General features: G+C 63.4%; 21 protein-coding genes. 9 read left to right on the forward strand and 12 right to left on the reverse strand.

The window, feature by feature from the left end:
* Positions 1 to 35: 35 nt before the first annotated feature.
* Entirely contained in the window at positions 36 to 188 is a 153-nt protein-coding gene (locus tag M2368_RS13670) for a hypothetical protein (protein ID WP_332486434.1), read from the forward strand.
* Positions 189 to 341: 153 nt separating this feature from the next.
* On the opposite strand, the gene M2368_RS13675 is transcribed toward M2368_RS13670, so the two are convergent.
* Positions 342 to 683, reverse strand: a complete 342-nt coding sequence (locus tag M2368_RS13675; protein WP_332486432.1) for a DUF1801 domain-containing protein — start codon at positions 681 to 683, stop codon at positions 342 to 344.
* Between the two features lie 253 nt (positions 684 to 936).
* Between M2368_RS13675 and M2368_RS13680 the strand changes: the two genes are divergently transcribed.
* Entirely contained in the window at positions 937 to 1437 is a 501-nt protein-coding gene (locus tag M2368_RS13680) for a hypothetical protein (RefSeq protein WP_105656484.1), read from the forward strand.
* Between the two features lie 144 nt (positions 1438 to 1581).
* Positions 1582 to 3141 (forward strand): HNH endonuclease signature motif containing protein, encoded by a 1560-nt coding sequence (locus M2368_RS13685; RefSeq protein ID WP_133833879.1) that lies wholly within the window; start codon positions 1582 to 1584, stop codon positions 3139 to 3141.
* 258 nt (positions 3142 to 3399) lie between these two features.
* Here the strand turns inward: M2368_RS13685 and M2368_RS13690 are convergent, their stop codons facing one another.
* The 6 genes from M2368_RS13690 to benA form a co-directional block, all read right to left on the reverse strand.
* On the reverse strand, positions 3400 to 6084 hold the full coding sequence (locus M2368_RS13690) for a helix-turn-helix transcriptional regulator (RefSeq protein ID WP_483561957.1): 2685 nt from the start codon (positions 6082 to 6084) through the stop codon (positions 3400 to 3402).
* Positions 6085 to 6132: 48 nt separating this feature from the next.
* The gene (locus M2368_RS13695; RefSeq protein WP_332486427.1) at positions 6133 to 7467 is read right to left on the reverse strand and encodes an MFS transporter; all 1335 of its coding nucleotides are present in this window, start codon (positions 7465 to 7467) and stop codon (positions 6133 to 6135) included.
* A gap of 178 nt (positions 7468 to 7645) precedes the next feature.
* A complete protein-coding gene (locus M2368_RS13700; RefSeq protein WP_498724601.1) occupies positions 7646 to 8452 on the reverse strand; it encodes a 1,6-dihydroxycyclohexa-2,4-diene-1-carboxylate dehydrogenase in 807 nt (268 codons plus the stop codon).
* Entirely contained in the window at positions 8449 to 9984 is a 1536-nt protein-coding gene (gene benC, locus M2368_RS13705) for a benzoate 1,2-dioxygenase electron transfer component BenC (RefSeq protein ID WP_105662267.1), read from the reverse strand. Before benC ends, M2368_RS13700 begins: the two co-directional genes overlap by 4 nt.
* Before the next feature lie 78 nt (positions 9985 to 10062).
* Positions 10063 to 10593, reverse strand: a complete 531-nt coding sequence (gene benB / locus M2368_RS13710; RefSeq protein ID WP_105656489.1) for a benzoate 1,2-dioxygenase small subunit — start codon at positions 10591 to 10593, stop codon at positions 10063 to 10065.
* 19 nt (positions 10594 to 10612) lie between these two features.
* Entirely contained in the window at positions 10613 to 11971 is a 1359-nt protein-coding gene (gene benA / locus M2368_RS13715; RefSeq protein ID WP_133833874.1) for a benzoate 1,2-dioxygenase large subunit, read from the reverse strand.
* A gap of 237 nt (positions 11972 to 12208) precedes the next feature.
* Here benA and M2368_RS13720 point away from each other — a divergent pair, with 237 nt between their 5' ends.
* A complete protein-coding gene (locus M2368_RS13720; RefSeq protein WP_105656491.1) occupies positions 12209 to 13627 on the forward strand; it encodes an MFS transporter in 1419 nt (472 codons plus the stop codon).
* Positions 13596 to 14021: a DUF1801 domain-containing protein gene (locus M2368_RS13725; protein ID WP_105656492.1), complete on the forward strand. Its 426-nt coding sequence runs from the start codon at positions 13596 to 13598 to the stop codon at positions 14019 to 14021. Before M2368_RS13720 ends, M2368_RS13725 begins: the two co-directional genes overlap by 32 nt.
* A gap of 24 nt (positions 14022 to 14045) precedes the next feature.
* Here the strand turns inward: M2368_RS13725 and M2368_RS13730 are convergent, their stop codons facing one another.
* The gene (locus M2368_RS13730; RefSeq protein ID WP_105656493.1) at positions 14046 to 14459 is read right to left on the reverse strand and encodes a hypothetical protein; all 414 of its coding nucleotides are present in this window, start codon (positions 14457 to 14459) and stop codon (positions 14046 to 14048) included.
* 112 nt (positions 14460 to 14571) lie between these two features.
* On the reverse strand, positions 14572 to 15681 hold the full coding sequence (locus M2368_RS13735; protein WP_498724602.1) for a hypothetical protein: 1110 nt from the start codon (positions 15679 to 15681) through the stop codon (positions 14572 to 14574).
* A 402-nt stretch (positions 15682 to 16083) separates the two neighbouring features.
* Between M2368_RS13735 and M2368_RS13740 the strand changes: the two genes are divergently transcribed.
* The 4 genes from M2368_RS13740 to M2368_RS13755 all read left to right on the forward strand — a co-directional run bounded on the left by M2368_RS13740 (position 16084) and on the right by M2368_RS13755 (position 20437).
* A complete protein-coding gene (locus M2368_RS13740; protein ID WP_105656495.1) occupies positions 16084 to 16860 on the forward strand; it encodes an electron transfer flavoprotein subunit beta/FixA family protein in 777 nt (258 codons plus the stop codon).
* A 14-nt stretch (positions 16861 to 16874) separates the two neighbouring features.
* On the forward strand, positions 16875 to 17855 hold the full coding sequence (locus tag M2368_RS13745) for an electron transfer flavoprotein subunit alpha/FixB family protein (protein WP_105656496.1): 981 nt from the start codon (positions 16875 to 16877) through the stop codon (positions 17853 to 17855).
* A 5-nt stretch (positions 17856 to 17860) separates the two neighbouring features.
* Positions 17861 to 19678 carry a cytochrome b/b6 domain-containing protein gene (locus M2368_RS13750; protein ID WP_105656497.1) on the forward strand — a complete coding sequence of 606 codons (1818 nt, stop codon included), beginning with the start codon at positions 17861 to 17863 and terminating at the stop codon, positions 19676 to 19678.
* Between the two features lie 102 nt (positions 19679 to 19780).
* On the forward strand, positions 19781 to 20437 hold the full coding sequence (locus M2368_RS13755; RefSeq protein ID WP_105656498.1) for a class I SAM-dependent methyltransferase: 657 nt from the start codon (positions 19781 to 19783) through the stop codon (positions 20435 to 20437).
* Positions 20438 to 20502: 65 nt separating this feature from the next.
* On the opposite strand, the gene M2368_RS13760 is transcribed toward M2368_RS13755, so the two are convergent.
* Genes M2368_RS13760 through M2368_RS13770 form a run of 3 tightly spaced genes read right to left on the reverse strand, consistent with a single transcriptional unit; the run spans position 20503 to position 25390 of the window.
* The gene (locus M2368_RS13760; RefSeq protein ID WP_332730803.1) at positions 20503 to 21987 is read right to left on the reverse strand and encodes a rhamnulokinase; all 1485 of its coding nucleotides are present in this window, start codon (positions 21985 to 21987) and stop codon (positions 20503 to 20505) included.
* The gene (locus tag M2368_RS13765) at positions 21984 to 24035 is read right to left on the reverse strand and encodes a bifunctional aldolase/short-chain dehydrogenase (protein ID WP_498724623.1); all 2052 of its coding nucleotides are present in this window, start codon (positions 24033 to 24035) and stop codon (positions 21984 to 21986) included. The genes M2368_RS13760 and M2368_RS13765 overlap by 4 nt, the downstream gene beginning before the upstream one ends.
* A 47-nt stretch (positions 24036 to 24082) precedes the next feature.
* A complete protein-coding gene (locus tag M2368_RS13770) occupies positions 24083 to 25390 on the reverse strand; it encodes an MFS transporter (RefSeq protein ID WP_332730802.1) in 1308 nt (435 codons plus the stop codon).
* Position 25391: the final 1 nt, after the last annotated feature.

The raw sequence follows: 25391 nt of genomic DNA on the forward strand, positions 1-25391 counted from the left end.
CGGGCGAACACCCGCCAATCCAATGGGAGCGCAGCATGAATGCTTCAACACTGAACGATCCAGCCGGGAAGTTCCAACCCCAATCCATCGCGCACCGAGCTGCCGATGCCAGCGAACCCCAGAACCACTGGGCCTGGACCGGATGGATGCCAGAAGAGGAGCACGGCACCTCGATGCTTGCCGCCTAGGCTTTTGCCCTCAGTACTACCGACGCGAAGCGGAAGGTCCCGACAGCAATGACGCTGCCGGGACCTTCGGCGCACTTGAGGACGGACTCCAGGCAATGCGGCTGCCTGCAGCGGGCGCACTGTTCATCTTGCGGCCAGCTAGCTTGCTCGGGATCAGCCCGCGGCCTTCTTCACCAGGTCCCGGATCCTGTCTTCCGTTGCAGAATCCAGCGAGGTGATAGTCCATGCAACTGGATGCATGTGGGAGCCTTCCTCGTAGGCAGGATTCACGACTTCTCCAAAACCGAAAGCTACGAAGTCCTTGTCAGGCTTGATGTAGCAGACGTCTTTGCCATCCCGGACGTAAAACGGAAGTCCCCAGCGGACGATCGGCTCCAGCGATGGTGCGCTCTGCATGATTATGGTGTGAAGCCGTTCGGCAATCTCGCGATAGGGTGCTGGAGCTGTGCTGAGCTTGGCCAGAACTGCGGCGTCGCCTTTTTTGGTGAAGATCATCCCTAGTCTCCTTCTAACGGTTGGCGCCTCATTGCGGCGCTGGGTGGTATCGCTCGCGCGATCGCTTTGGGCTCCCGATCGGCACATAATGCACCTTACCGACTAAGGGCATCTGATTCACGGATTCTTGCACTGGAATACAGGCAGCTGGCCTCAGGACAGCTTGATCGTGCAAGGAAGTAGCATGGACGCCCAACTCATACGCGTATTGGTTATCCCACCGAGTTGACTAGTGCACTGTTAGGCTACTGACATGCGTAAACTTCTAGCCATCTCCGGGTTCGCCATGATCGTGGCTTACGCGGCTTACGGCTCACTGCTCATGAACAATTGGGCCGTGACCGCAGCAAGTGGACTCTCCCTCGATGAAACCATTTCCGAGATGGCCTCAATGGACCAGAATTACGACTCGCTTGGAGGGTGGGTCTTCGCAGCCACTGGAACCGCCCTCGCCATTTCTTGGCTCGTTCCGGTAGTTTCCGCCGGACGCAAGCTGCCCGCCTGGGCGGCTATCGGAGCTTGGAGCCTGATCATTGCCTTAGGCGCACCGGCTTATTTCTTCGCTTCCTTCGCCAATATGAACTCGGTGGGCGACACCTTTGCCGATTGGAACGCCGATGCCGCCGCGGATCTAGCCGCACCCCTGTACATGGCCAGCGTCCTCGCCTTTGCCATACTCGCAGCCATGGCAGCCTTTGGCATCCGAACTGCCTTCACCCGCCCGCCGCGCCCCCTGCATCCAACTAGCAACTAGCACGGCACCCATTACTGCCTTCCCTGATCTAGCGATTTTCGCGCCGGAATCACGCTTAATCGCATTCGTATAAACTTTCTAGAACTTATCCACAATTGGTTTCGAACCAGAAGATACTGTCGATAATCTGCGCGAACGTTAACTATGACTATTCCCGCATATCTAGACGATCACGACGATGAACATCGCCTTCCACTGCGCCCGCCGGGCACCCGCATGGAGTCGCACAGAGCGTCAGCGCTCGACGCCCATCGCGAGCACCAGTTGTTCTTCGGACCCATCAAGCAGGTTGCCGACGAACTATTCAATGCGGGCCCCGTGGATGGGCCCGGAGACGCATTGGAACGCCTGAAGAAACTCCAACGCCTGATGAGCAGCGCTGAAGCCGCTATCTGCGTTTTACTGGCAGACGGAGTCGAGCAGGTCAGCGCGTCCTTCAATGACCTGATTGCCACCGAGCATGCCCACACCCCAGACGAGGAAGCCGAAGCCAGCAAGAGTGCCGAATACTATGGCATAGACCGTGGCAGCGAGCAGGTCATCAACTCCAATTTCGTAGCTGAGTCAGCTGTCGCATTGCGCGAATCCGTCCGTAAAGCCAGCAAGCGGATGTTCCATGCCAAGGGCTTGCGCCACGCCTGCAAAGCCACCCTTGCCGCGCTCGCTGCAGGTGAGATTACCGTTAAGGCCGCCCACGACATCGTCAAATACTCGCAAGACCTTTCCCCGGAGCAGGTCGGCCGCATGGAGGAAAATTTGCTGCCTCTGGCAAGAACAGCCTGCGACGAGACCGTCTACCAGCGGGCCCGTCGCTTTCACGACCGGATGAATCCCAATTCGGCAGAGAACCGGCAGAAGAACGCATTCGCAGCCCGTAATCTCAAGGTGTGGAATGAGGAGAATGGCATGGCTACCTTGCAGCTGCATCACCGCGCTGATGTCATCCATTCGATTCGCAACTCGATAAAGCAGGCAGCCGCCCAGATCACTGATTCCAAGGATCTGCGCACGCAAACGCAGGTTGAAGCCGATGTGCTTGCGGACGTGTATCTGCATGGCTGGCCCGGAATGGAAGGCATGCCGCTGAAGCCACGGGTTGCCATCACGATCCCAGCCATTGAAATGCTCGCGAATCCCGCTCGCGCCCTCGCTGATTTGGAAGGTTACGGGCCGATCCCAATCGGCGTAGCGTTGGAAATCGCCGCGGATGCTCCGTCGTTCCAGCGCGTTCTGACCGACCCGTGGACGGGAGCCGCAATTGATGTGGAGCCCAAGAAATATCGGCCTTCCCAGGGGTTGCGCGATTTGCTGCGTTACCGCGACCAGCATTGCGGTTTCCCTGGTTGCCGCCGCCTGCCCGATCGTTCGGAAATTGATCACATCGAAGCGTATGGACAGGGCGGCCACACTACCCGGCAGAACACTCATCTCTTGTGCAAGCAGCATCAGATGTACAAGCACGCGCTTGGCTGGAAGGTCTTCGCTTGCCCGGATGGCTCCAAGACGTGGGTATCTCCGCACGGGCTGCGGTCAATCACGGTTCCCGAGAGCGTGGACAACGTGGAGAAATTTGATCATGTCAACGATCGTTGTCCTCAACGTCCCCAGGAGGCTGCGGCCTGCGAGGTGCAATTGACCCCCGAAGTGCGGCGAGTACTGGGGCTCGGCCAAGATGAGGGCCTGCCCGGAACCGAAACCAGCTAGAGCCAGTACCTGATTTGGATTTCGAGCGATAAATTTTTTCAGTCACTAGCACCACCACACCACCCATACTTCGCAGGAGCAACGGCTTTGAGTCTGGTTGCAATGCTGGACGCGGCCTGAATCAAGAATCCCGGCCGCGTTCGATTCAAGCGATTCGTGCTGAATGAAAAAAATCTACAGTCACAGCGCGTAGGTCAACTCGAACTCCGCATGGTTCTGCTGCCCTCGGGAATGAAAATTTTTTTCAGTCGGAAGGCACTATCCTTCAAGGTCGAAACGCGCCAGCGCAGCAAGCTCAGTACGGTTTGAGACCGCCAGCTTCGTGTAGATCTTGGTCAGGTGGTATTGCACTGTCTTGGTTCCTATATACAGCTCTTCAGCGACACGTCGATTGCTTGCACCTTCGCAAACCAGCTTGGCCACGGCTTGTTCCTGCGCCGTCAGCGTCGACCAGTCAGCACTCTCCCTGCGCAGCATCCCGGTTCCGCTTGCCTGGAGCTCACGAGTGCAGCGGTCGATGTACACGGATGCATCGAAGTGCGTGAAAATCGCCAGCGCGCGGGTCAACGGCGCAACGCATTCGGCTCGCTTGCCGGCTCGGCGCAGGCATTGCCCGTAGTAGAAATCAATTTTTGCCCGGTGGTAGACCGACCCGATGCCTTCCAAACGGCGGATGGCATCTTCAAAGGCCAAACGGGCTGCGTCGATATCACCGCGGGCTGCCAGCAAGGTGCCTTGCACGCTCAGGAATCGAGCGGCTCCGCTCTGGTGGCCTGAAGCGAGAGCACTCTCCAGCAACGGCTGTACGAATTTTTCTGCTTCATCCAGGCGTTCGCAACGGATTAGCGCCATGGCGTATGTATCCTGCCAGGTCCAGAAACCTGCTTGGTCGATGCCCTGCGTACGGTCCAGCCGAAGCAATGGTTCCAGCGTCCGCACAACCTCTTCATGGTTTGCCTGCGCCCGGGCAATCTCGGCCCGCGCCATCCGGTAAGGCATCTCCATAATGGCATAGCTGCCGGTGCGTGCCCACGACTTGCGTAGGTGCAGATCCGCCTGCTCCCAATTGCCGCGCAATGCGTGAATCTGCACCGCGGTCAGCTGGATCAGCGGACGCAGGATCTGGATTTCAGAACGCTCCTGCAGGGACTGCGCGGATCGAACCGTCTCCAGCGCTTGGTCCCAGTCGCCCATGAGGAATTCAGCGCGCGCCGACCAGGCTTTGGCCCACAGCGAGATGCGCAGGGAACCATCGCTGAAGTCCGTGGAGCTGGCTGCGGAGAGCTCGTGCCGGGCTAGCTCCACGCGATCGGTCGCGAGGTAGACCCAGCCCAGTGACATTTCCGCGCGCTGGCGCTGTGCTCCCGCCGGAAGGGTGGCCAGCAGGTCCATCAAGACCTGTTCCCCCTCATCAGCCCGGCCCATCATTGCCAGGCCGAGCCCTTGGATGGCTGCGTTCTCAATGGCCAGCGGGCTGCCCACCTGGGCAAGGCGCAGCGATTGCTCAGCCCAGTCAATGATCTTCTGCCCCTTCAAACGGCACAGCGAATCGAGGACTTGGCGTTGGGCGATCGCGGCCATCACATCGTTGTCCTGATGCTGGACCGCGTTCTGCCAGGCACTGGACAGCCAGCGCTGCGCGGTGTTGGCGCGGCCTTGCAGGATCGAGATGTATCCGGAAAGCACGTCCCGTTCCGGACTGCTTTCCAAGCTCGAAAGCTGATGCGCGAAGGTTTGCGCCCGCGGCAGCTCGCCGGCGGCGACAATCGCATCCACTGCGTTGAGCAGCAGGGAGTCGCGGCGCATCGGTTCCGGGGACAAGTGCATGGCCCTGAAGTACGCGGTAGCGGCCGAAGACCACTCGCCCCGCTTGCCTTGGGACCGCGCGTAGTCTTGCAGTTCCATCGACAAGCTGCCATCGGGCAGGATGCTCGCATCGGCCCGATGGCCCAGCTTGGCCCCCTGGTCCTCGACGATGTCCGCGGCGCAAGCATGCAACCGGATGCGGGTGCTCAGCGGGATCTGATGGTAGACAGCCATTTGGGTCAATGCGTTCTCGAACCCGAGCCGCACCTTCCCGCTATGGCCGTGGGTTTGCGCCAGCGAGGAGTCGAGAATCTGCTGGATCGGCAGCAGCGGATTATCCTCGCCCACCAGCTTGGCGATATTGTCGATCCGGGCCTGCGCGCCGAGCACCGCGGCCGCTTCCAGCAGCGCCCGCGCCCGCGGTTCCAACCCCTCCAATAGCTCGATGACGTGCAAGGACAGGGCGTGAGGGGCAGGCGGCCAGCGGTCGAACTGCTCCCAGCTGTGCTCCGGATTCTCCTGGGCCAGCTCGATGACCACCTGCAGGTTGCCCTCGGTGTAGTCCACCAGCTGCTCGACGGCCATGGGCGGCAGGTCGATCCCCGTCCTGGCGCAGATAATCTCGCGCGCATGCGTTGGATCGGGCACTTGAAGCTGCAGGATCTTCAATTGGCTGTCGGCCAGGAATTCCCGGGTTTCCGGTGAAAGCCTGGCCAGGTTCTGGTCGCGCATCACCAGCACGATGAGTACCGGTTCATTGCGCAAGCGGCGCCAGGCGTAGTGCAGCGCCTGGAAGCTCAGGTCATCGACCCATTGCGCATTTTCCAGCACCAGCACACGGGGTTGCGGCGCCTCCCTGCGCAGGTATTCCAGCAAGGCCTCGCCCAGCGCCCCGGCCGAGCCTGCGTGGCTGCGTTGCAGCAACGGGCCCAAGGCCGCTCCGGGCTGCGCGGTTTCCCAGCGCGAGGCGGTCACCAGCTGCACCGATTGGCTGGCCAACCGGGTTAGCAGCGCCTTGATGATGGTGCTCTTGCCGCTGCCGCGCGGACCCTTCAGCACGGCCAGGGTACTGCCAGTTTGCTGGACTTCGCGGGAAAGGCCGATGAGCGCATCCTGGCCCTGCTGGGCACTGAGCATGGCGTTCACCAGCCTTCCTGCGTCGCCGCGTTGCGTTTCGATGTGCTGCTACTTCCCTGCTCCCGCGGCAGCCAGCTCTTCTTGCGCGCTGCGCTGCGCGGCCGAACGGGTCATCGGGACGCAGGTGGTGACCAGCGTTCCAACGATAGCAACTGCGGCGAAGACATAGAATGCGGTTCCCGGGGAAACTCCCGCCGAAAGCAGCACTCCGCCCAGCAGCGGGCCGAAGATCCCGCCCAGCCTGCCGAATCCGGCGCACCAGGCCACCCCGGCCCCGCGGGCGGCACTGTGGTAGTAGTTCGACACAAAGCCGTAGATCAGCACCTGCGTGCCGATGGTTCCCACACCTGCCACTGCCACCAGGGACAGCAGCAAGCCCAGCGGGAGCTTGAGGGTCAGCAGCACCATCGCCAGCGCGGCCAGGAAGAAGGTCAGCGCCACGACCTGCTTGGGTCCGACGCGGTCGGCGGCCACCGAAGCCAGCAGCCCGCCGAAGACCGCGGCGAGGTTCAGCACCAGCAAGAAGAGCAGCGAATGGGACTTGCCGTAGCCTGCCTGCTGCATGATTTCCGGCATCCAGGTGTTCAGCCCATAGGTCAGCAGCAGCCCGGCGAAGCTCATCATGCCCAGCAGTGCGGTAGGCAGCGCGTAGCGCCTTGTGGCCAGCGCGGCGAAGCCGACACGTTCGGCCTTCAGCTGCCCGGCATCGGCGTCGCTGGGAAGTTCCAGCAGCATTCCGGTGCGCGCAGCCACCTCGCGGGCTTCGGCCACGCGGCCGCGGGAGAGCAGCCACTGCGGGGATTCGGGCAGCTTGAACCAGGCCATCGGCAGCAGGAACAGCAGCGGCAGCGCGCCGATGAGGAACAGCCCGCGCCAGCCGATCACGTCGCTGAGCACCATGGCCAGCAGCGAGGCGAGCACGCCTCCGGCCGGCACGCCCGAGTAGACGATCGCGTTGTAGTAGTTGCGGCGGTTCTTCGGGGCGAACTCGGCCACCACCGCGCCAGCGGTGGCCACGATCGCACCCACGCCCATGCCGGTGAGGAAGCGCAGGATGCCGAACCACAGGGTGTCGGGGGCCAGCGCGGTCAGGCCCATGCCGACGGAGAACCAGATGATGCCGGTGATCATCGCCTTGCGCCGGCCGATGTAGTCGCCGATCGCGCCGGTGGACAGCGCACCGACCATCACGCCGAGCAGCGCGTAGCTGCCCAGCAATCCGGCGGCGGCTTCATCGAGCTGGCCGAGCTGGCTGGGGTCCGCCAGCAGCGTGGAGACGATGGTTCCGAAAACCACCAGGTCGTAGCCGTCGAAGATCAGGGCGATGGCGGCGATCACCACCACCCAGCGCACGGCGCCATTGGCGGCATTGCTGGATGTCATTGGGCTGGTATTCACGTGTTTTTCCGTTCGTTTGCGGTGACCGGGGAACCTCGTTGTTCCCCGGAAAATACGTGCCCGGCGCTGGAAGCACGGCCGGGTTGGTGCTGGATGGAACAAACGGCCCGTGATCACGAGCCGTTTGTTCCATGGTGGTGCGTTTGTGGTGCCGGTACTGCCGCTAGCCGAGGTCACCTCCGGCCACCGCGAGGGTGGAACCGGTGATGTAAGAGGCCTCATCCGAGGCCAGGAACACGATGGGCGCCGACTGCTCGTCCAAGGTGCCGTAGCGCTTGAGCAAGGTGGAGTCCACGGTCTGGTCCACGATGGCCTGGTACCAGGCCTTTTCCTGCTCGCCGGTGGGCACCGGCCCGCGCTTGACTACCCGCTCAGGGGCTTCGGTGCCGCCCGGCGCGGTGGCGACCACGCGGATGCCCAACTCGGCGCCCTCCATGGCCAGCGCCGAGGTGATGGCCTTGACCCCGCCCTTGGCCGCCGCGTACGGGACGCGGTTCATGCCGCGGGTGGCGACCGAGGAGACGTTCACGATGGTTCCGGATCGGGCCTGGACCATTTCCTCGAAGACCGCACGGCACATCCACAAGGTCGGGAACAGCGATCGCCGGATTTCCTTTTCGATCTCCTCGGGCGCGTAGTGCTCGTAGGGCTTGGCCCAAATGGTTCCGCCCACGTTGTTGACCAGCACATCGATGCGTCCGAACTGGTCCTTCGCGGCGGTGACCGCAGCCAGCGCGCCCTCGTAGGTTTCCAGGTCGGCGGTCACGCTCAGCGCGGTGGCGCCGTCGGCGCGCAGGGCCCCGGCCACCTCGTGGATCAGCGCCGCGCGGTCCACGAGCACCATTTCCCCGCCCTCGGCGGCGATGCGCCGGGCCACGGACCAGCCGATGCCCTGGGCGGCGCCGGTGACCATGACGACCTTGCCGGCAAAGCGTCCCGGATGGAAGGACTCGGGCAGCCCGGCGCTCACTGGGCCGCTGCCTTGGAAGCGGCGGCCATGGTGGCCTTGGCGTGCTGGTTGTGCGCGGTGATCGCTGCGCGGGCAGCGGCGATGTCCTGCTTCTCGAAAGCGGCGACGATGCCCAGGTGGTCGGCGTCCACGGCCCCGTCGATCCAGTGCTCCTGGCGCAGCACGGCGGCCATCAGCGCCGGCACGTCCAGGCGGCGGTAGGCCTGCAGCAGGTGCTCGTTGCCCACGGCCTTGAACAGGAATTCGTGGAAGGCGTCATTGGTGACGGTGAATTCCTCGGCGTTGATGAACTTCTCGCCGTCCAGGGTCTTGCCGGCCAGTTCGGCCAGGACCTTGAATTCGCCCAGCTGGCCCTCGGCCAGCTTGCCCATGGTCAGCTCGACGACGGCCAGTTCCAAGGCCATGCGCGCATCGAACTGGGCCTCGAAGCTGGCGTGCTCCTCGCCGATTTCGTAGCCCTGGTCGGCGGCGGCTTGCGCGGCGGGCGCCTCGGCAGCCGGGGCGGCAGGCTCGGCGTCCGGAACGACGGCCAGCGCGAACTTCTCGTAGTAGAAATTCTGCGGCTTGAGGCCTTCGGCTTCCAGGTGGCGGCGCACGCCCTCCACCATCGGAGGCGGGCCGCAAAGGTAGATATCCACGTCGCCCTCGGCCAGGTGCTGCGGCTCGAAGTGGTTGGTGACGTAGCCCTTCTTCTGTGAAGCGCTGTCCGGGTCACCCACCACGGTGTCGAAGCTGAAGCCCGCGATGCGCTGGGTGTAGTCCTGCAGCACATCGAGTTCGACCAGGTCGATGTCGGTGTTCACGCCGTAGATCAGGTGCACCGGGTGCGGGTTGTCCATGCCGGCCAGCTTCTCCAGGATGGCCAGCAGCGGGGCCAGGCCGGTACCGCCGGCGAGCAGCAGCGATTGGCGCTTGGGTTCGCGCAGGAAGAAGCTGCCCATCGGGCCGGTGAAGGTGATGCGGTCGCCCACCTGCGCGGTATCGCGCATGTAGGTGGACATCAGACCGCCATCGGTGATGCGGATCAGGAAGGAGACGATGTCCACTTCCGGGCCCGAGCTGAAGGAGTAGGAACGGGTTTGCCCGCCGGAGCCGGGGACCTCGATGTTCACGTACTGGCCCGGCAGGAAGGAGAGGTCTTCGCGCTTGTCCACCTCGAGGCTGAAGGCGTAGGTGGTTTCGGAGATGCGGCGGATCTCGCTCAGCGTGGATTCGAAGGAGGCGGCCGAGGTCTTGGCGACATCCGAGGTGGTCGGGATCTGCAGCACGAGGTCGGATTCGGGGACCATCTGGCAGGGCAGGCAGTATCCGGCCTCTGCCTCGTCGTCGGTCAAGGCTTCTTCGATGTAGTCGCCGCCGTCGTACTTGCCCGACTCGCAGAAGGCCTTGCAGGTGCCGCAGGCGCCGTCGCGGCAGTCCAGCGGGATGTTGATGCGGGCTTTGTAGGAGGCATCGGCGACGGTTTCGTTCGCGCCGACCTTGATGAAGCGGGTGATTCCGTCTTCAAAGGCGAGGGCTACCTGGTGGGACATGGCATGCTCATTTCACAGGATTCGGGGATGGGCGATTCGGCGGGGCCTGCACTGGCCCCGCCGCCCAATGGGTGTCGCTTAAATGTGGTAGATGTCCACCACGTGGTGGATGTAGTCGTTCTTCAGAACGACCTTCTTCGCGGTGATCACCGGCGCGGTGCCGGAGTAGTCGATCGTGTAGAACGAGGTGCCGAAGTAGGTGTCCACGTTCTGGTAGCGGTAGTACAGGGTGAACCAGTTGAAGCGGATGTCCACCTTGTCGCCGTCCACTGCAACGATCTCCACGTTGGTGATGTTGTGCCCGGTGCGCGGCTCGGGCAGCGAGGTGGCCGAGGAGCGGTCGGTCTTGATGCGGAAGACGCGGTCTTCCAGGCCGCCGCGGTTAGCGTAGTAGATCAGCGAGATCTCGCGCTGCGGATCTTCGGTCAGCTGCTCGTCATCGGCCCAGGCCGGCATCCAGAAGGTGGCTTCCGGGTGGTAGCAGTCCAGCCAACGGTCGAAGTCGCGGTCATCGAGGAAGCGGGCTTCCTGGTAGAGGAACTGCGCGATATCCGCGGTGGTGACTGCGCCGTTGGAAGTCGGCGCCTCGGTCAGTGCGATGGTGCTCATCTGTCTTGTCCCTTCGACCTTAGTTCTGTGCTTCGCGTTCGTTATCCACGGCTTGGCGCATGGTCTGCAGCCAGTAGCCGTGCTGGATCGGGTACAAGCCCTCGTCCTCGGTGCGCGCTCCGGAGGAGATGGGCTTCAGGCCCACCTTGTCCGCGTTCTCATCCGGGCCGGTGATCTGGTGGGCCTGGCCGCGCGAGAGGTCATTCCACTGCGCCGAGGTGGCCAGGTAGGTCTTCTGGCAGGAGCGGAATTCTTCCAGGTCATCCGGGGTGGCCATGCCCGAGGCGTTGAAGAAGTCCTCGTACTGGCGGATGCGGGCCGCGCGCGCGGTGTCCGATTCGCCCACCGGGGCGAAGCAGTAGATGGTCACCTCGGTCTTGTCCACGGAGATCGGCCGGAAGACGCGGATCTGCGAGCCGAACTGGTCCATCAGGTACACGTTCGGGTACAGGCACAGGTTGCGCGAAATGCCGATCATCCAGTCGGCCTTGGCTTCGCCGAACTTGGCGACCAGCTCGTCGCGCTTCTCGGCCAGCGGGCGGTTGGCCGGGTCCAGCCATTCGGTCCACAGCAGCAGGTGGCCGTGCTCGAAGGAGTAGTAGCCGCCCTTCTGCTTGTCCCAGCCGCCGGCGTCCATGGTCTTGGTGTCGTTGGAGGATTCGCCGTTGGCGCGGCGGGCCTGGGTGGCGGCGTAGTTCCAGTGGGTGGCCGAGACGTGGTAGCCGTCGGCGCCGTTCTCCGCCTGCAGCTTCCAGTTGCCGTCATAGGTGTAGGTCGAGGCGCCGCGCAGCACTTCCAGGCCTTCTTCGGACTGGTCAACCATCATGTCGATGATCTTCGTGGCCTCGCCCAGGTGCTCTTCCAGCGGCAGGACATCGGCGTTCAGCGAGCCGAAGAGGAAACCGCGGTAGTTCTCGAAACGGGCGACCTTGGTCAAATCGTGGGAGCCGTCCTTGTTGAACTGCTCCGGGTAGCCAGCTCCCCGCGAATCCTTGACCTTGAGCAGCTTGCCGGAGTTGTTGAAGGTCCAGCCATGGAACGGGCAGGTGAAGGTGGTGCGGTTATCGGTCTTGCGCCGGCAGAGCATGGCTCCGCGGTGGCTGCAGGCGTTGATCAGCGCGTTGAGTTCGCCCTGCTTGTTGCGCGAGATGATGATGGGCTGGCGGCCGATGTTGGTGGTGTAGTAGTCGCCGATGTTCGGGATCTGGGACTCGTGGGCCAAGTACACCCAGTTGCCTTCCCAGATGTGCTTCATTTCCATCTCGAAAATCTCTTCGTCGGTGAAGATATTTCGGTTGGCGCGGAACTCTCCGGTTTCCGGGCTGTCAACCAGCGCGTTATCCAGCAGGCTGGATACCTCGTTCAGGGTCTCGGTCATGGCGTGGTGTGCTCCGTCCATTCAATGCTCGTTTAAAGGGGAAACCGCTGCAGCCGGTTTGCATGGATTCAACCTTGGCAGAAAGTGCGGGCGGTCACACTAGGGTTATGCCTAGGCTTGGGCTAGGCATCTGACTACTATGTTTTCGATCGTCTGAATTCACACCTGTTGCCTATCAATGCATCGGCGTATTCTTTTGCTACGACCACCAGCCACTTTTTCGAAGCAGGCTTGCCCATGCGCGATGAAGGACCCCCTGATCTCCCGCCAGCCCACGGCCAGAACCCCGAAGTTCCGCCGCAGGGCCAGCGCTCTTTCATGCACATCCTGGTCAACACCGCCGTCGCGAACCTCACCACCAGCTACCTGTGGTTCGCGCTGACCTTCTGGGTGTACCTGGAGACCGAGAACGTCATGGCCACCGGCATCATCGGCGGCGCATTCATGCTGCTGATCTCCGTGTTCTCCATGGTTTTCGGGACGATCGTGGACAACCACCGCAAGAAATCGGTCTTCGTCTTCTCCGCGATGATCACCGCTGTGGCCTTTTCCCTGGCTGGGCTGATCTACCTCTGGCTGCCCACGAAGGACATCCTGGATATCGGAGGATGGCAGTTCTGGATCTTCTGCCTGGTCATCCTGTTCGGCGCGATCGTGGAGCAGATGCGAGGCATCGCGCTGTCCACGACGGTCACCTTGCTGATCCCGGTCGAGCGCCATGCCAACGCCAACGGACTGGTAGGCACGGTGCAGGGCATCGCCTTCATCATCACCAGCGTGTTCTCCGGGCTGTCCATCGGACTGCTGGGGATGGGATGGACGCTGGCCATTGCCATCGTGATGGTCGTGGTCACGATGCTGCACCTTTTGGGCATCTCCATCCCGGAGGAGGAACCGGAAAAGGAGGAAGGGCGGACCAAGACCAGCGACCTGCGCCTGGGCTTCACTACAGTGATGGCCATCCCTGGCCTATTCGCGCTGATCATCTTCTCGATGTTCAACAACTTCATCGGCGGCACCTACATGGCGCTGATGGATCCCTACGGGCTGACCATCATGCCGGTCGAAGCCTGGGGCATCACCTTCGGGCTGGCATCCACCGGCTTCATCATCGGCGGCTTGGCCATCGCCAAGTTCGGCCTGGGGGCCAACCCGATCCGCACCATGCTCCTGCTGGTTGCCGTCATGGGATTCCTCGGCGCGATCTTCACCATCCGCGAATGGACGTGGCTCTATGTGCTGGGCATCTGGCTCTACATGATGCTGATCCCGGCGGTGGAAGCCTCGGAGCAAACGGTGATCCAGAAGGTGGTCACCTTCCGCCGCCAGGGCCGGGTGTTCGGCTTCGCCCAGATGATGGAAGCCGCCGCGGCGCCGATTACCGCTTTCCTGATCGCGCCGATTGCCCAGTACCTGGTCATCCCCTTCATGCGCTCGCCAGCGGGCGACGACCGCTTCGGCTGGCTGGTGGGGCAAGGCCAGGCGCGCGGCATCGCCTTGATATTCCTGGCCGGCGGGCTGATCATGATTGTGGTGGCGCTGCTGGCCATGGGCACCAGCCAGTACCGCAAGCTGTCGACAATTTTCCAGGCCGAATCACCTGGAGCACCCGAGGAGGCATCACTTGCCAACAAGTCAGAAGACCCTTCCAACTGAGGCCAGCGTGGAGGAATTCATTGAGGCGGCAACCCCGGCCAAGCGCCGGGTTGACGGCCACGAACTGGACCGCATCTTCCGCGAAGCCACCGGCGAGCAGCCGGTGATGTGGGGACCGAGCATGGTGGGCTACGGAAGCTACACCTATATCTCCCCTGCCAATGCGCGCACCACGGGCATCTGGCCTAAGACCGGTTTCTCGCCGCGCAAGGCCCAGCTCTCGCTCTACGGGCTGAAGGACCTTCCCGAGGGCGCCCAGCTCTTGCCGCAGCTGGGCAAATACACCGAGGGAGCCGGTTGCGTGTACGTGAAAAAGCTGGAGGACATCGACCTGGAGGTGCTGCGGAAACTGATCTCCATCGCTGCCTCGCGGCAGGACGACCAGGCTCGATAGCCTCCAGGGGCTTCGCTCCGCCGCCTAGTTCGCCACGGCGGCCAGCCGGGCCTTCCTGAAACCCCTGAAAATTGCCCGCCCGCCTGCAACTGCACCCAGCACAATTGCCACCGCACCCGAGAATAGCGAGACGGCCATGGGAAGCTGCGGGCTGGCGGAATCCGGGAAAGCGTCAAAGAGCAGTAGCGTCCAGAAAAGGCCGGGAATCACCCCGGCGGCCAGGGCGCTGAAGCTGAACACCAGAGCGTGCAGCCAGCGCTCGGTTGCGCTTCCCAGCCATGCCATCACGCCGGCAACTGCCAGCCATGGAAGCAGCGGGAACGCCAAGGGCACCCACAGGTCGGGTTCGGACCACCATGGGGCATCCGCGATCAGCGGATCCACGATCAGCAGCAGCACCGCGAAGAGGATCCCGCTGGCTGCAGGCAGCCAGCTCATTGGCCGATTATTTTTCTTGCCCATTAGCGATTGCCTGCTTGCTACTAGCGAATATCTTCCTAGGTTGGATGATACCCGCAGACTGGTGCCGCTGCGGGTATCATCCCCTGCCTTATTCGGCTTCTTCGAAGAAGGCCTCGACCTCTGAGATGCCGGCGGAGATGACCGGAACCAGGCGCTCGTCGATGCTGTAGTGCTCGCCGTCCTTGGAAATCAGACCGTAGCCGACCAAGGAATCCATGGCGATGCGGGCTTCTGGAAGCACGGCATCGTAGATCTTCGGACCGCAGTTGCGGCGCAGGCCCTCCAAGTCCCCTTCGCGGCCGGTGGATGCGGTGACCAGCAGGTTACGCAGCACCAGGTAATGGGCTTCATCCCGCAAGGTGACATCGAAGGTCGGGTTCAGGTGCGCCTGGACGCAGCCGACAGCCATCTCGAAGAGCAGCTGCGCGCTGCCCGCTTCCTCGCCGGCAACCAGCAATTCGTAGGCGTCCGGATCCGTGCGCAACACCGATCCTTCCGACTCCACGACGGACATCCGGCCGGCGCTCCAGATGTAGTTGAAGGCTAGTGGCGCCGGGCCTTCCGGGTCGAAGGTTTCGGCATCCAGGCCAACGGCAGTCAATACCTTGGCGCGCGGCGCTTCGGCTGCTGCACTGAAGTCCTCCATGTCCACGCCTTCGGCCACCGCCTGGGCATAGGCCTTGACCTGGCTGAACAACCTGGTTTCGCGCAGCAATCCGCATAGCTCCGCGTCGCCCTCGGCAAAACCATTGAGCGTATCTTCCAGCATCTCGCGCAGGGCTTCGAGGTTCTCCGCAGGGCCCTGCCAGAGCATGCGCTGCTCGATGAAGCTGAAGTATTCCAGCCATGTGGTGAAGATCGGCTCCGGAGCCAAGGATTCCGGCAGGTTGCCCAGGTGCTCGGCCAGAGTCTCGCCGAAGACATCGATGTCCAGGTCGAACAGGTTCGAGCTGCGGGCGTTCTCGGCGTACTGGCCGGCGATCTGCCCGATGACGTCCAGCTGCATGCCCGCTGCCTGCGCCGCCTGTTCAGGCGAAAAGGCAGGAACCTGCTGCGCTACCCAAGTTGTGTAGTCCTGGCGAAGCGCATTGATCTGCTGTTCAGCCTGGACCAGGAACACGCTGCGACCGCGCGCTGCCGCCTTGGCAGGATTTCCTGCGCCCGAGTTCTTCTTGCCTTGACGCTTTTTGCTGGCCATGAGCCGTCCTTTGGTTCCGAAATTGGTCTCTGGTTAAAGCCTACGGTGCCCGCCCGAAGCCGGGCGAATAGCGCGATGCGGCTCACCTGCGTGGAAGCATGCCCGGATGACCCCGCCGGACCGTGGACCTTTGGTGTTCAAGGTGCTCACTTGCTGTTTTCTTGTCCACTTTCATTGACCAATGGCGCTGAATCCGACAAGATGAACAGCAAAGACAGACGTAGCCTGCGACACAATGCTTTCAGCTCTGCAGAAAATCTGCGCCGTGGCCTATTAATGAACTTGGATTTCCTAGTAGTTTCGGCGGGGGCCGCTTCAGTGGTCCGCGAAGCCCCGGATCATTGGTGATTTCCGGCCATCGGCTGTCCTGGCAGATGCTACTGCGATAAGAGGGAGAAAATAATGAAGATCGCGGTTTTGATCAAAGAAGTCCCAGATACCGGAGAGGACCGCCTGCTGGATCTGGAGACCGGCCTGGCCGACCGTGCCGCTTCAGAAGTGGTGCTCGATGAAATCGGCGAGCGGACCCTGGAAGTTGCGCTGAAGCATGCTGATGCGAACCCTGGAACTGAAATCACCGTGCTGACCATGGGCCCGGATTCAGCTCAGGCCACCCTGCGCAAGGGTTTGGCCATGGGTGCTGCCAGCGCCGTGCATATCAGCGACGAGGAGCTTCTCGGCGCCGATCTGGTCCTCACCGCGCAGGTCCTGGCGGCGGCTTTGCGCCGAGGCAGCTACGATCTGGTCCTCACCGGCAACATGTCCACCGACGGCTCCGCGGGCATGCTCCCGGTCATGCTGGCCGAGCTGCTTGATCTTCCGGCGGCGACCTCGTTGTCCTCGGTAGAAATTGCCGACGGCGCGATCAGCGGATTGCGCGAGCTGGATGGCGCTGCCGCCCAGATCAGCGCTCCATTGCCAGCGGTCGCTTCGATCACCGAGGCATTGCCAGATGCCCGCTTCCCGAATTTCAAGGGCATCATGGCCGCGAAGAAGAAACCGGTCGAGTCCCTGTCCCTGGCCGATTTGGGCGTCGAGTCCCTGCCTGCGGATACTGCGCGTTCCATCATGGTTTCGGTGGCCCAGCGCCCGCCCCGCACCGCCGGAACTGTCATTGCCGATGACGGCGATGCCGGTAACGCAGTGGCCGAATTCCTCGTCAAGAACAACCTGGTGTGAGCGGAAAGAAAACCATGACTTCCTTTGCTTCTGATTCAATTCTTGTTTTCCTCGAGACCACGGCCACTGGAACGCTGGCCAAGAACCACGCGGAACTGCTCGGCGCCGCCTCTGCCGTGGGCACCCCGGTAGCGCTTCTCGCCGCTCCGGCCGGATCCCTTGATTCACTGGCGGCGCAAGCCAGCGAGTCTGGCGCCGCGCAGGTACTCACCGCCGCCGTCGATTCTCCGGTGCTGACCGCGCCGATGGCTGACGCGCTGCAGCAGGCCTTCGGGCAAATCCAGCCACAAGCCGTGCTGCTGGGGCATACCCTGGCTTCGCGCGAAGTGGCCGCACGCTTCGCGGTGCGCCACCGCTTGGCGCTGAGCGTCGATGCGCTCGGTGTTTCGCGTGATGACCAGGGAATCATCGCAGCCCACTCGATCTACGGCGGCGCGTATTCGACCCACAGCGCCCCGACCTTCGGCGCGCCGGTGATCACCGTGCGCGTGGGCAGCATCGAAGAGCGTGCCCAGGCCCAACCGGCGAGCGCGATCCCGCTGGAGGTAGCCGCCAGCGCCAAGCCGGAGGTCGAGGTCAAGGAACTGAGAACGGCCGAAACGGCATCCACCCGTCCCGAGCTGCGTTCCGCGGCACGCGTGGTCTCCGGTGGCCGCGGGTTGGGCAGCGCGGAGCAGTTCGACCTGGTGCACCAGCTGGCCGATGCCTTGGGCGCTGCCGTGGGCGCGTCGCGTGCGGCGGTGGATGCCGGATACGTCGAGCATGCCGCCCAGGTGGGCCAGACCGGCGTGGCAGTTTCTCCCCAGCTGTACGTGGCACTGGGCATTTCCGGAGCCATCCAGCACAAGGCGGGCATGCAGACCGCCAAGACCATCATCGCCATCAACAAGGATGCCGATGCGCCGATCTTCGAGATCGCCGACTTCGGCGTGGTGGGGGATGTCTTCAAGGTCGTGCCCCAGCTGATTTCCGCCTTGGAAGCACGCAAGGCCTGATCGCCATGAACGCACCAAACCAATCCATCCGCCAGGGGCTGCCGCGCGTGGCAGGCGGCGATCCCTGGCCGCCAGCCGAGCTGTTCGCTCCCGCTGCAGGCGCCGCGGTCCCGGCAGGGCCTAGCGCGGTCGAGGATGCTGCAGAACCAGTTCTCGACCAGCCCGTTGGCCCGTCGGTGCCTGCGGAACCAACGCCTGGCCAAGCATCTGCTAGTTCCGGAGCCAGCGCACCGGCCGCGGAACCTGTTGCAGATCAGGGCGCGGTTGCCGGGCTTCTTCGCCAGGGCCTGCCACGGGTTGCCGGCGGCGGGCCGTGGCCGCCTGCGGGAACGCCGGTCGCCGCGAACGCTCCAGCCGCATCGCAGAACGCTTCCGCTGCACCAGCACCCGAGCCGGTTGCCGAGCTAGTTGGCGAACCGGTTGCCGAACCGGTAGCTGAATCAGCGCCGGCGGCCCCCGAACCAGTTGCCACCGCGGGTACCGCCCCGGCCACAGCGGTTTCCAGTGCCGGGGCACCAGCAGTTCGCCGTGGCCTGCCGCGCACCGCCGGTGCAGAACCGTGGCCGCCAAGTTCATTCGTGGCAGCTCCCGTTGTTGCCGCAGCTCCAGCGGCTCCAGCGCCTGCGCTCCCGCCGGCACCGGTTGCGGAAGCTGCCCAGGCCCAGGCCGCACCGGCCACCCCGCCGAGGGCAGAGCCAGCACCCGCAGATCCGGTGGCCCAGGCATCCGGCGCCGCGCTGGCCTCGGAGCCTGCGGCCGCCGAGGCGCAGGCTGCTCCTGCCCGTACCCGCATGGGTGCGCAGGAACCTGCCGCGCCAGCAGCCGCGGCAAGTAACGCGCCGGCCGCCGGGCGCGCGACCAAGCCGGCACCCCAGGCAGCGGCAAAGAGCAAGAAAGAAGCGGCCAAGCATGGCCCGCTGACGACCAAGCAGTGGGTGCTGGCTGGAATCCTTGGCGCATTCTGCGCCTTGGGCATCGCCACCGCCGTGGTGCTCGTTGCCCGCGGCATTGCCGGCATCGATGCCGTGGAGTCATTCATGGAACGCTACCCGGGTGAGTACCACCTGCCGGACTCGGCACCTCTCGGGTTCCCTGGCTGGCTGGCATGGAACCACTTCTTCAACTTCTTCCTGATGGTCCTGATCATCCGTTCTGGCATGCTGGTCAGGCACCAGAAGAAGCCGCCTGCCTATTGGTCCTCGAAGCGCAGCCCGAAGGTGAGCATCAACCTCTGGCTGCATCAGGGTCTAGACCTGCTGTGGATCATCAATGGCCTGGTGTTCCTCGTGCTGCTGTTCGCCACAGGCCACTGGATGCGCATCGTCCCGACGTCGTGGGAGGTCTTCCCCAACGCGATTTCGGCGGCCTTGCAGTACCTGACGCTGGATTGGCCCACCGAAAACGGCTGGGTGAACTACAACTCGCTGCAGCAGCTGGCCTACTTCACCACCGTATTCATCGCGGCCCCGGTCGCGGCGATCACCGGCTTCCGGCTCAGCGCCTTCTGGCCGAAGAACATGCCAGCATTGACCGCGAAGTACCCGATCGAGGTTGCCCGCGCGCTGCACTTCCCAACCATGCTGTACTTCGCTGTGTTCATCCTCGTGCACGTGATCCTGGTGTTCTCCACCGGGGCGCTGCGCAACCTGAACCACATGTACGCGGCCCAGGGTTCCACGGATCCAGCCGCGTACGCGGATAACTGGACCGGACTGCTCTTCTTCGCGCTCTCGCTGCTCGTAATCGCCGGCGCCTGGCTGGCCTGCCGGCCAATGATCCTCGCATCCATTGCCCGGCTCTTCGGCAAGGTCAGTGCAAGGTAGGAGCAGCGATTCTTGCCTCTGGCGCAAAACTGATCGCGCATGGGGTCGATCGTCAGTAGGGTCGATAACAACGGCCTTACTGACGAATGGGGAACAACGAAAATGAGCCACCACCACGAACACCACACCAAAGAACATGATGATGTCGCCTTCTGGGAGAACCACTACGGCCAGTCCGAGCGGGTCTGGTCAGGCAAGGTCAACCAGGTCATCGAGAACCTTGTCGCCCCGCTGGCCCCCGGCACGTCGCTGGATATCGGCTGCGGGGAGGGAGGCGATGCGCTGTGGCTGGCCACCCATGGCTGGAAGGCTACCGGGGTCGACATCTCGCCCACCGCGGTGAAGCGCGCGCAGGAAGAAGCGGCCAAGCACGGTCTGGACGCGGGGCAGACCCGCTTCATCGCCTCGGATCTGGCTGCGTGGAATACCGGGGAAACCTTCGACCTGGTGACCTTGAGCTTCTTCCAGGCACCCTTTGAATTCCCTCGCGCCAGCTTCCTGCGCAAGGCAGCGACCCTGGTCGCACCCGGCGGCCACCTGCTGGCCCTGTCCCATGCATCGATGCCGTCCTTCGCCAGCAAGCCCGATCACCAGATGCCCGTGTTCCCCAGCCCCGAAGAGGAACTGGAAGCTTTGGCTCTGGATCCGGCGCAGTGGGAGGTGCTGTGCGCCGAGGTCCGCGAACGCACCATCATCGGTCCCGATGGCAATCCGGCGACCCTGGAGGATGCCGTGGTATTCGTGCAGCGCAAGGTGTAAAAAGTTCGACCCTCCAGCCCCATCGGGCTGGAGGGTCAACGACGGCCTAGATATCCCACACGGATCTAGGCCAGCTTCAGGGCCTGCGACGGGGCGTAGGCGCCTAGCGGCACCGAGTCGCGCACCACGTCGCGCAGGTTCAATGCATCACCGCCCGCAGGCATAGCCGCTTGCAACTGCACGAGCACGTTGCCCAGGGCGGTGCATTCCACGGGTCCGGAAATGACCGGCACGCGCGCATGGTCTGCAGTGCGCTGGCACAGCAGCTGGCCTTGCGAGCCGCCTCCGACAATATGGATGTTCTCCAGCTCGAATCCACCCAACCGCGCGGCTTCTGCAGCTTGGCGGGCGAAACTCTGAGCCAGCGACTCGACGACCACCCTGATCACTTCGGCAGGTGAGCACGGGCGCTGCCCGCCGGCGGCTTCCACCGCATCGCAGATGCGCTGGGCCATCTGGCCAGGAGCCAGGAACCGCTCGCTTTGAGGATCGATCAGCACCTGCGGAACAGGCAATTCCGCGGCCTCGGCAAGGAGCTGCTCCAAGCTGGTTTCTTCCCTTCCGGCGGCTTCCGCGTCGTCGTTCCATTGGCGGATCGACTCGCTGAGCAGAAAGGTTCCGGCGACGTTCTTCAGGAACCGGACACTGGAATCCAGCCCCAGCTCGTTGGTGAATCCCGCTTGATGCGCTTGCTCGGTGAGTACCGGGCGGTCCAGCTCCACACCAACCAATCCCCACGTTCCGCAAGAGATATAGGCGGATTGCCCGCTGGAGAGCGGGGTCGCGACCACTGCGCTGGCCGTGTCATGGGAAGCGACCGCCACTACCTGGACTTCGTGGCTGGCTCCGAATTCCGCAGCCAGCTCGGGCAGCAGTGCGCCCACCGGCTGGCCAGGGTGCACTAGCTGCGCGAGCTTTCCCGAAAGCCCCAGTTCAGCAACCAGATCCTCGTCCCATGTACCGGTGCTGTGGTTCAGCAACCCGGTAGTGGAAGCGTTCGTCCACTCGCTGCGCCGATGCCCTGTGAGCATCCAGTTGAAATAGTCGGGAACCAGCAGCAGCGCCTCGGCGTCCGCCAACCGGTTTTCCAACTTCTCGGCTTGCAACTGGTACACGGTGTTGAACGGAAGGAATTGCAGCCCATTGCGTGCAAACAACTCGCGCCGGCTGAATTTCTGTTCCAGCGCAGCAACCGCGCGCTCATTGCGCGGATCCCGGTAATGCCGCACTTCTCCCAGGCGCTTGCCGTCCTTGAGCAACGCATAGTCCACCGCCCAGGAGTCCACCCCGATGCTGGCGATATCCCCGCGCTGCGCGAAAGCCAGCGAGAGGCCGTGGCGAATTTGCGCCCAGAGCTCATCGATATCCCAGGCCAGCGCTTCTTGCCGCGCCCCTGGTTCCAGGCTCGACAGCGGAACCGGTCCGTTGGCGAAACGGTGGACGGCAGTGAGCTGGAGCTTCCCGTCCACCATCTGGCCGATCATGACACGTCCGCTGGTGGCGCCGAGGTCGATAGCTGCGACCGGCGCGCTCTCTGCTTGCTTGCTCATCGCAGGAAGGCTGCCGCCACTCCGGAATCCACCGGAATGTGCAATCCGGTGGTCCGGGTCAGTTCCGGCCCGGTCAGCACGAACACGGCATCGGCAATGTTCTCCGGGATGACCTCGCGCTTCAGGATCGTGCGGTTTGCGTAGAACTGCCCCAGATCCTCCTCTGCCACGCCATAGGTCGCCGCACGCTGGGCACCCCAGCCGGAGGCGAAGATCCCGGAGCCGCGCACTACGCCATCGGGGTTGATGCCGTTCACGCGCACGCCATGCTCGCCCAATTCTACGGCCAGCAAGCGCACCTGATGCGCCTGGTCGGCCTTCGTGGCCGAGTAGGCAATATTGTTCGGACCTGCGAAGACCGAGTTCTTGGAGGAAATATAGATGATATCGCCGCCGAGCTTCTGCTCGATCAGCACCTTGGCCGCGGCCTTGGAAACCAGGAACGATCCCTTGGCCATCACATCATGCTGCAGGTCCCAGTCGGCCTCGGTGGTTTCCAGCAAGGGCTTCGAAAGCGAGAGGCCCGCGTTGTTCACCACCAGGTCCAATCCGCCAAATGCCAGCACCGCCTCATCGATGGCACGTTGCACGGCGTGCGCATCGGCCACGTTGGCGGCGACGCCAACGGCCACATCTGCTGTACCCAGCTCCGCCGCGGCGGCCTGCGCCTTGTCCAGATCCAGGTCTGCGATGACCACGCAGGCTCCCTCGGCTGCCAGCCGCTGCGCCACGGCCTTGCCGATGCCCGACGCGGCACCGGTGACCAGGGCGATGCGCCCGGCATGGGATTTGGGCTTGGGCATGCGCTGCAGCTTGGCTTCCTCCAGCGCCCAGTATTCAATGCGGAACTTCTCGGCATCGGAAATCGGCGTATAGCTGGAGACCGCTTCGGCGCCGCGCATGACGTTGATGGCATTGAGGTAGAACTCGCCAGCGACCCGTGCGGTCTGCTTATTCGCCCCATAGGAGAACATGCCGACGCCCGGGACCAGCACGATCAGCGGGTCGGCCCCGCGCATCGCCGGAGAGTCCAGGTCCTTGTGGGCCTCGTAGTAGGCCTGGTAGTCAGCACGGTACTGCGCATGCAGTTCTTCCAGGCGCGCGATCTGCTCCGATACGCCTGCGGTAGCGGGAAGATCCAGCACCATCGGCTTGATCTTGGTGCGCAGGAAGTGGTCCGGGCAGCTGGTGCCCAGGGCCGCCAGCTGCGCCAGCTTCTGGCGCGAGAGGAAATCCAGGACTCGCTGGTCATCGCTGAAGTGCCCCACCATGGGCTTGTCGGTGCTGGCCAGGCCGCGGATGCTCGGGGCCAATGCGGCGGCGCGGGTCCGGCGTTCCTCCTCGTCCAGCGGCTCGAATCCTGGAACCACAGGACCGAAGGGCTCCGGTGCGCCGTGCTCGTCAAGGTAGGCAGCGGCGGTGTCGATGATCCATAGCGAGTTGGCCTCGGATTCCTGGGAGGTATCGCCCCAAGCGGTGATGCCATGGCCGCCGAGGATGCAGCCCACGGCCTGCGGATTGGCGTCCTTGATCGCGGCGATATCCAGTCCCAGCTGGAAGCCGGGGCGGCGCCAGTCCACCCAAGCCACCTTGTCGCCGAAGATCCTTGCGGTCAGCTCCCGGCCGTCCTTGGCAGTGGCAATGGCAATGCCGGAGTCCGGGTGCAAGTGGTCGACGTGGTTTGCGTTGACCAGCCCATGCATTGCGGTATCAATGGATGGCGCGGCGCCTCCCTTGCCGTGCAGGCAGTAATCGAAGGCCGCGACCATCTCGTCTTCGCGCTCCACGCCCGGGTAGGCGTCCACCAGCGATCGCATGCGGTCCAGGCGCAGAGTCGACAGCCCCTTTTCGGTCAACGTGCCGAGGTCCCCGCCCGATCCCTTGACCCAGAGCAGCTCAATTTGCTCACCGGTGACCGGGTCTTTCGCGGTGCCCTTGGCCGAGGTGTTTCCACCGGCGTAGTTGGTGTTCTTCTTGTCTGCACCCAACCGGTTGGATCGTTGAATCAGTTCCTGTGCGGTGGTGCGTGTCGCGATGGTGTTGCTCATGGTGTTCTTGTCTTCCGACTCGTTAATGTGCATGGGGGCAGTGGTTCTCAGGCGTCGACTTTGGTGGCCCTGGTTTCATATCCATAGCGCTCCAGTTCGATCTCTTCCAGCGACTTGCCTCGCGTTTCCGGCGCCCAAATGGTGCCGATCAGCAACGCGACGACCAGCAGGCCGATGATCAGGAGGCCAAGCTTTTCCAAGCCCAGGTTGGTGAGCAGTACCGGGAACACCAACGAGAGCAGTCCGACAAGCACCCGGGCAAGCATGAACAGCACGCCCTGTGCACTGGCGCGGTAGCGCGTGGCGAAGAGCTCCGCGGTCCATAGCCCGTAGAAAGCCTGCGCGCCGATACCCGCCGAGATGCCCCAGGCCACTGCGTAGAACAGCAGGGAGAAGGCACCTGGAGGAGCGAAGATCAGCACGGTCCAGGCCGCAACACCCAGCAGGGCGCCACCGAAGTAGAGCCAACGCCGCGAGACCTGGTCTCCGTATTTCATGAATCCGAAATAGGTTGCGGCGGCGGTCAGCACCCAGACCAGCACCTGGAGCAGGTTCTGCTGGGTAGCGGATTCAACGCCAGCGGCAGCATAGACGCGAGGCTGGAAAATGCCAGCCTGCCCTGCCACGGTATTCCATAGCCCATAGACGCCGAGCAGGAAGAAGAGCGCGCTCCAGTTGCGGCGGTCGGCCAGCAGCCCGCGCATGCCGGAGAAGAACGAGGCTTTCACGCCAGCAGCCGTTTCCGCGGCACGCTGCTCCTTCCACCTCCTGGACTCGGGCAATCCGCGGCGGACCCACCAAGTGACAGCGGCGATCAGGAAAAGATGGAAGAAGATTGCCCGGGAGCCGTTCACGCCCCAAGGCTCAACCAGGATCGCCAGCGCGAAACCGATGGCTGGGCCAATCGACCACGCCAGCTGAGCGGTGCCCACGTGCGCAGCACGCGATTCCTGCGGAGCCTCCTCGGCAATGTAGGTCCAGGAGGCTGGAACGCCTGCGCCCACGGCAATGCCCATGAGGACCACGCCGATGATCAGCAGGCTCGTACCGGAGGAGAAGGTGATCATCAGGGCGCCGACCATGAACACGATCAGGTCGTAGGTATAGATGAACTTGCGGCCCAGACGGTCGCAGAGCGGTCCGCCGATCAGCGCACCCAGGGCCGCGCCGAACGCGTTGGCCGACACGGCAGCGATGACACCGACCAGCGCGTCGTCGAATCCGAACGCGCCCTGCCACAGGCTGAGGCTGGTGGCCAGCGCAATGATGGCTCCGGCTTCTATGTAATTGCTCATGGCTACGGCAATGGTGGCTTTCCATCCGGAGATGCCGCGCTTCTTTGCTGCGGTGCTCATG

Origin of the sequence: Arthrobacter sp. JUb119, from assembly GCF_024807995.1 — a bacterium.
Taxonomy (GTDB): Bacteria; Actinomycetota; Actinomycetes; order Actinomycetales; family Micrococcaceae; genus Glutamicibacter.

Bases quoted from the DNA above. Each gene is read 5' to 3' on its own strand.
- M2368_RS13770 (WP_332730802.1), bottom strand. From the start codon at position 25,390: ATGAGCACCGCAGCAAAGAAGCGCGGCATCTCCGGATGGAAAGCCACC.
- M2368_RS13685 (WP_133833879.1), top strand. From the start codon at position 1,582: ATGACTATTCCCGCATATCTAGACGATCACGACGATGAACATCGCCTT.
- M2368_RS13670 (WP_332486434.1), top strand. From the start codon at position 36: ATGAATGCTTCAACACTGAACGATCCAGCCGGGAAGTTCCAACCCCAA.
- M2368_RS13675 (WP_332486432.1), bottom strand. From the start codon at position 683: ATGATCTTCACCAAAAAAGGCGACGCCGCAGTTCTGGCCAAGCTCAGC.
- M2368_RS13720 (WP_105656491.1), top strand. From the start codon at position 12,209: ATGCGCGATGAAGGACCCCCTGATCTCCCGCCAGCCCACGGCCAGAAC.
- M2368_RS13735 (WP_498724602.1), bottom strand. From the start codon at position 15,681: ATGGCCAGCAAAAAGCGTCAAGGCAAGAAGAACTCGGGCGCAGGAAAT.
- M2368_RS13690 (WP_483561957.1), bottom strand. From the start codon at position 6,084: ATGCTCAGTGCCCAGCAGGGCCAGGATGCGCTCATCGGCCTTTCCCGC.
- benA (WP_133833874.1), bottom strand. From the start codon at position 11,971: ATGACCGAGACCCTGAACGAGGTATCCAGCCTGCTGGATAACGCGCTG.
- M2368_RS13695 (WP_332486427.1), bottom strand. From the start codon at position 7,467: ATGACATCCAGCAATGCCGCCAATGGCGCCGTGCGCTGGGTGGTGGTG.
- benB (WP_105656489.1), bottom strand. From the start codon at position 10,593: ATGAGCACCATCGCACTGACCGAGGCGCCGACTTCCAACGGCGCAGTC.
- M2368_RS13765 (WP_498724623.1), bottom strand. From the start codon at position 24,035: ATGAGCAACACCATCGCGACACGCACCACCGCACAGGAACTGATTCAA.
- M2368_RS13760 (WP_332730803.1), bottom strand. From the start codon at position 21,987: ATGAGCAAGCAAGCAGAGAGCGCGCCGGTCGCAGCTATCGACCTCGGC.
- M2368_RS13730 (WP_105656493.1), bottom strand. From the start codon at position 14,459: ATGAGCTGGCTGCCTGCAGCCAGCGGGATCCTCTTCGCGGTGCTGCTG.
- M2368_RS13755 (WP_105656498.1), top strand. From the start codon at position 19,781: ATGAGCCACCACCACGAACACCACACCAAAGAACATGATGATGTCGCC.
- M2368_RS13740 (WP_105656495.1), top strand. From the start codon at position 16,084: ATGAAGATCGCGGTTTTGATCAAAGAAGTCCCAGATACCGGAGAGGAC.
- M2368_RS13745 (WP_105656496.1), top strand. From the start codon at position 16,875: ATGACTTCCTTTGCTTCTGATTCAATTCTTGTTTTCCTCGAGACCACG.
- M2368_RS13680 (WP_105656484.1), top strand. From the start codon at position 937: ATGCGTAAACTTCTAGCCATCTCCGGGTTCGCCATGATCGTGGCTTAC.
- M2368_RS13750 (WP_105656497.1), top strand. From the start codon at position 17,861: ATGAACGCACCAAACCAATCCATCCGCCAGGGGCTGCCGCGCGTGGCA.
- benC (WP_105662267.1), bottom strand. From the start codon at position 9,984: ATGTCCCACCAGGTAGCCCTCGCCTTTGAAGACGGAATCACCCGCTTC.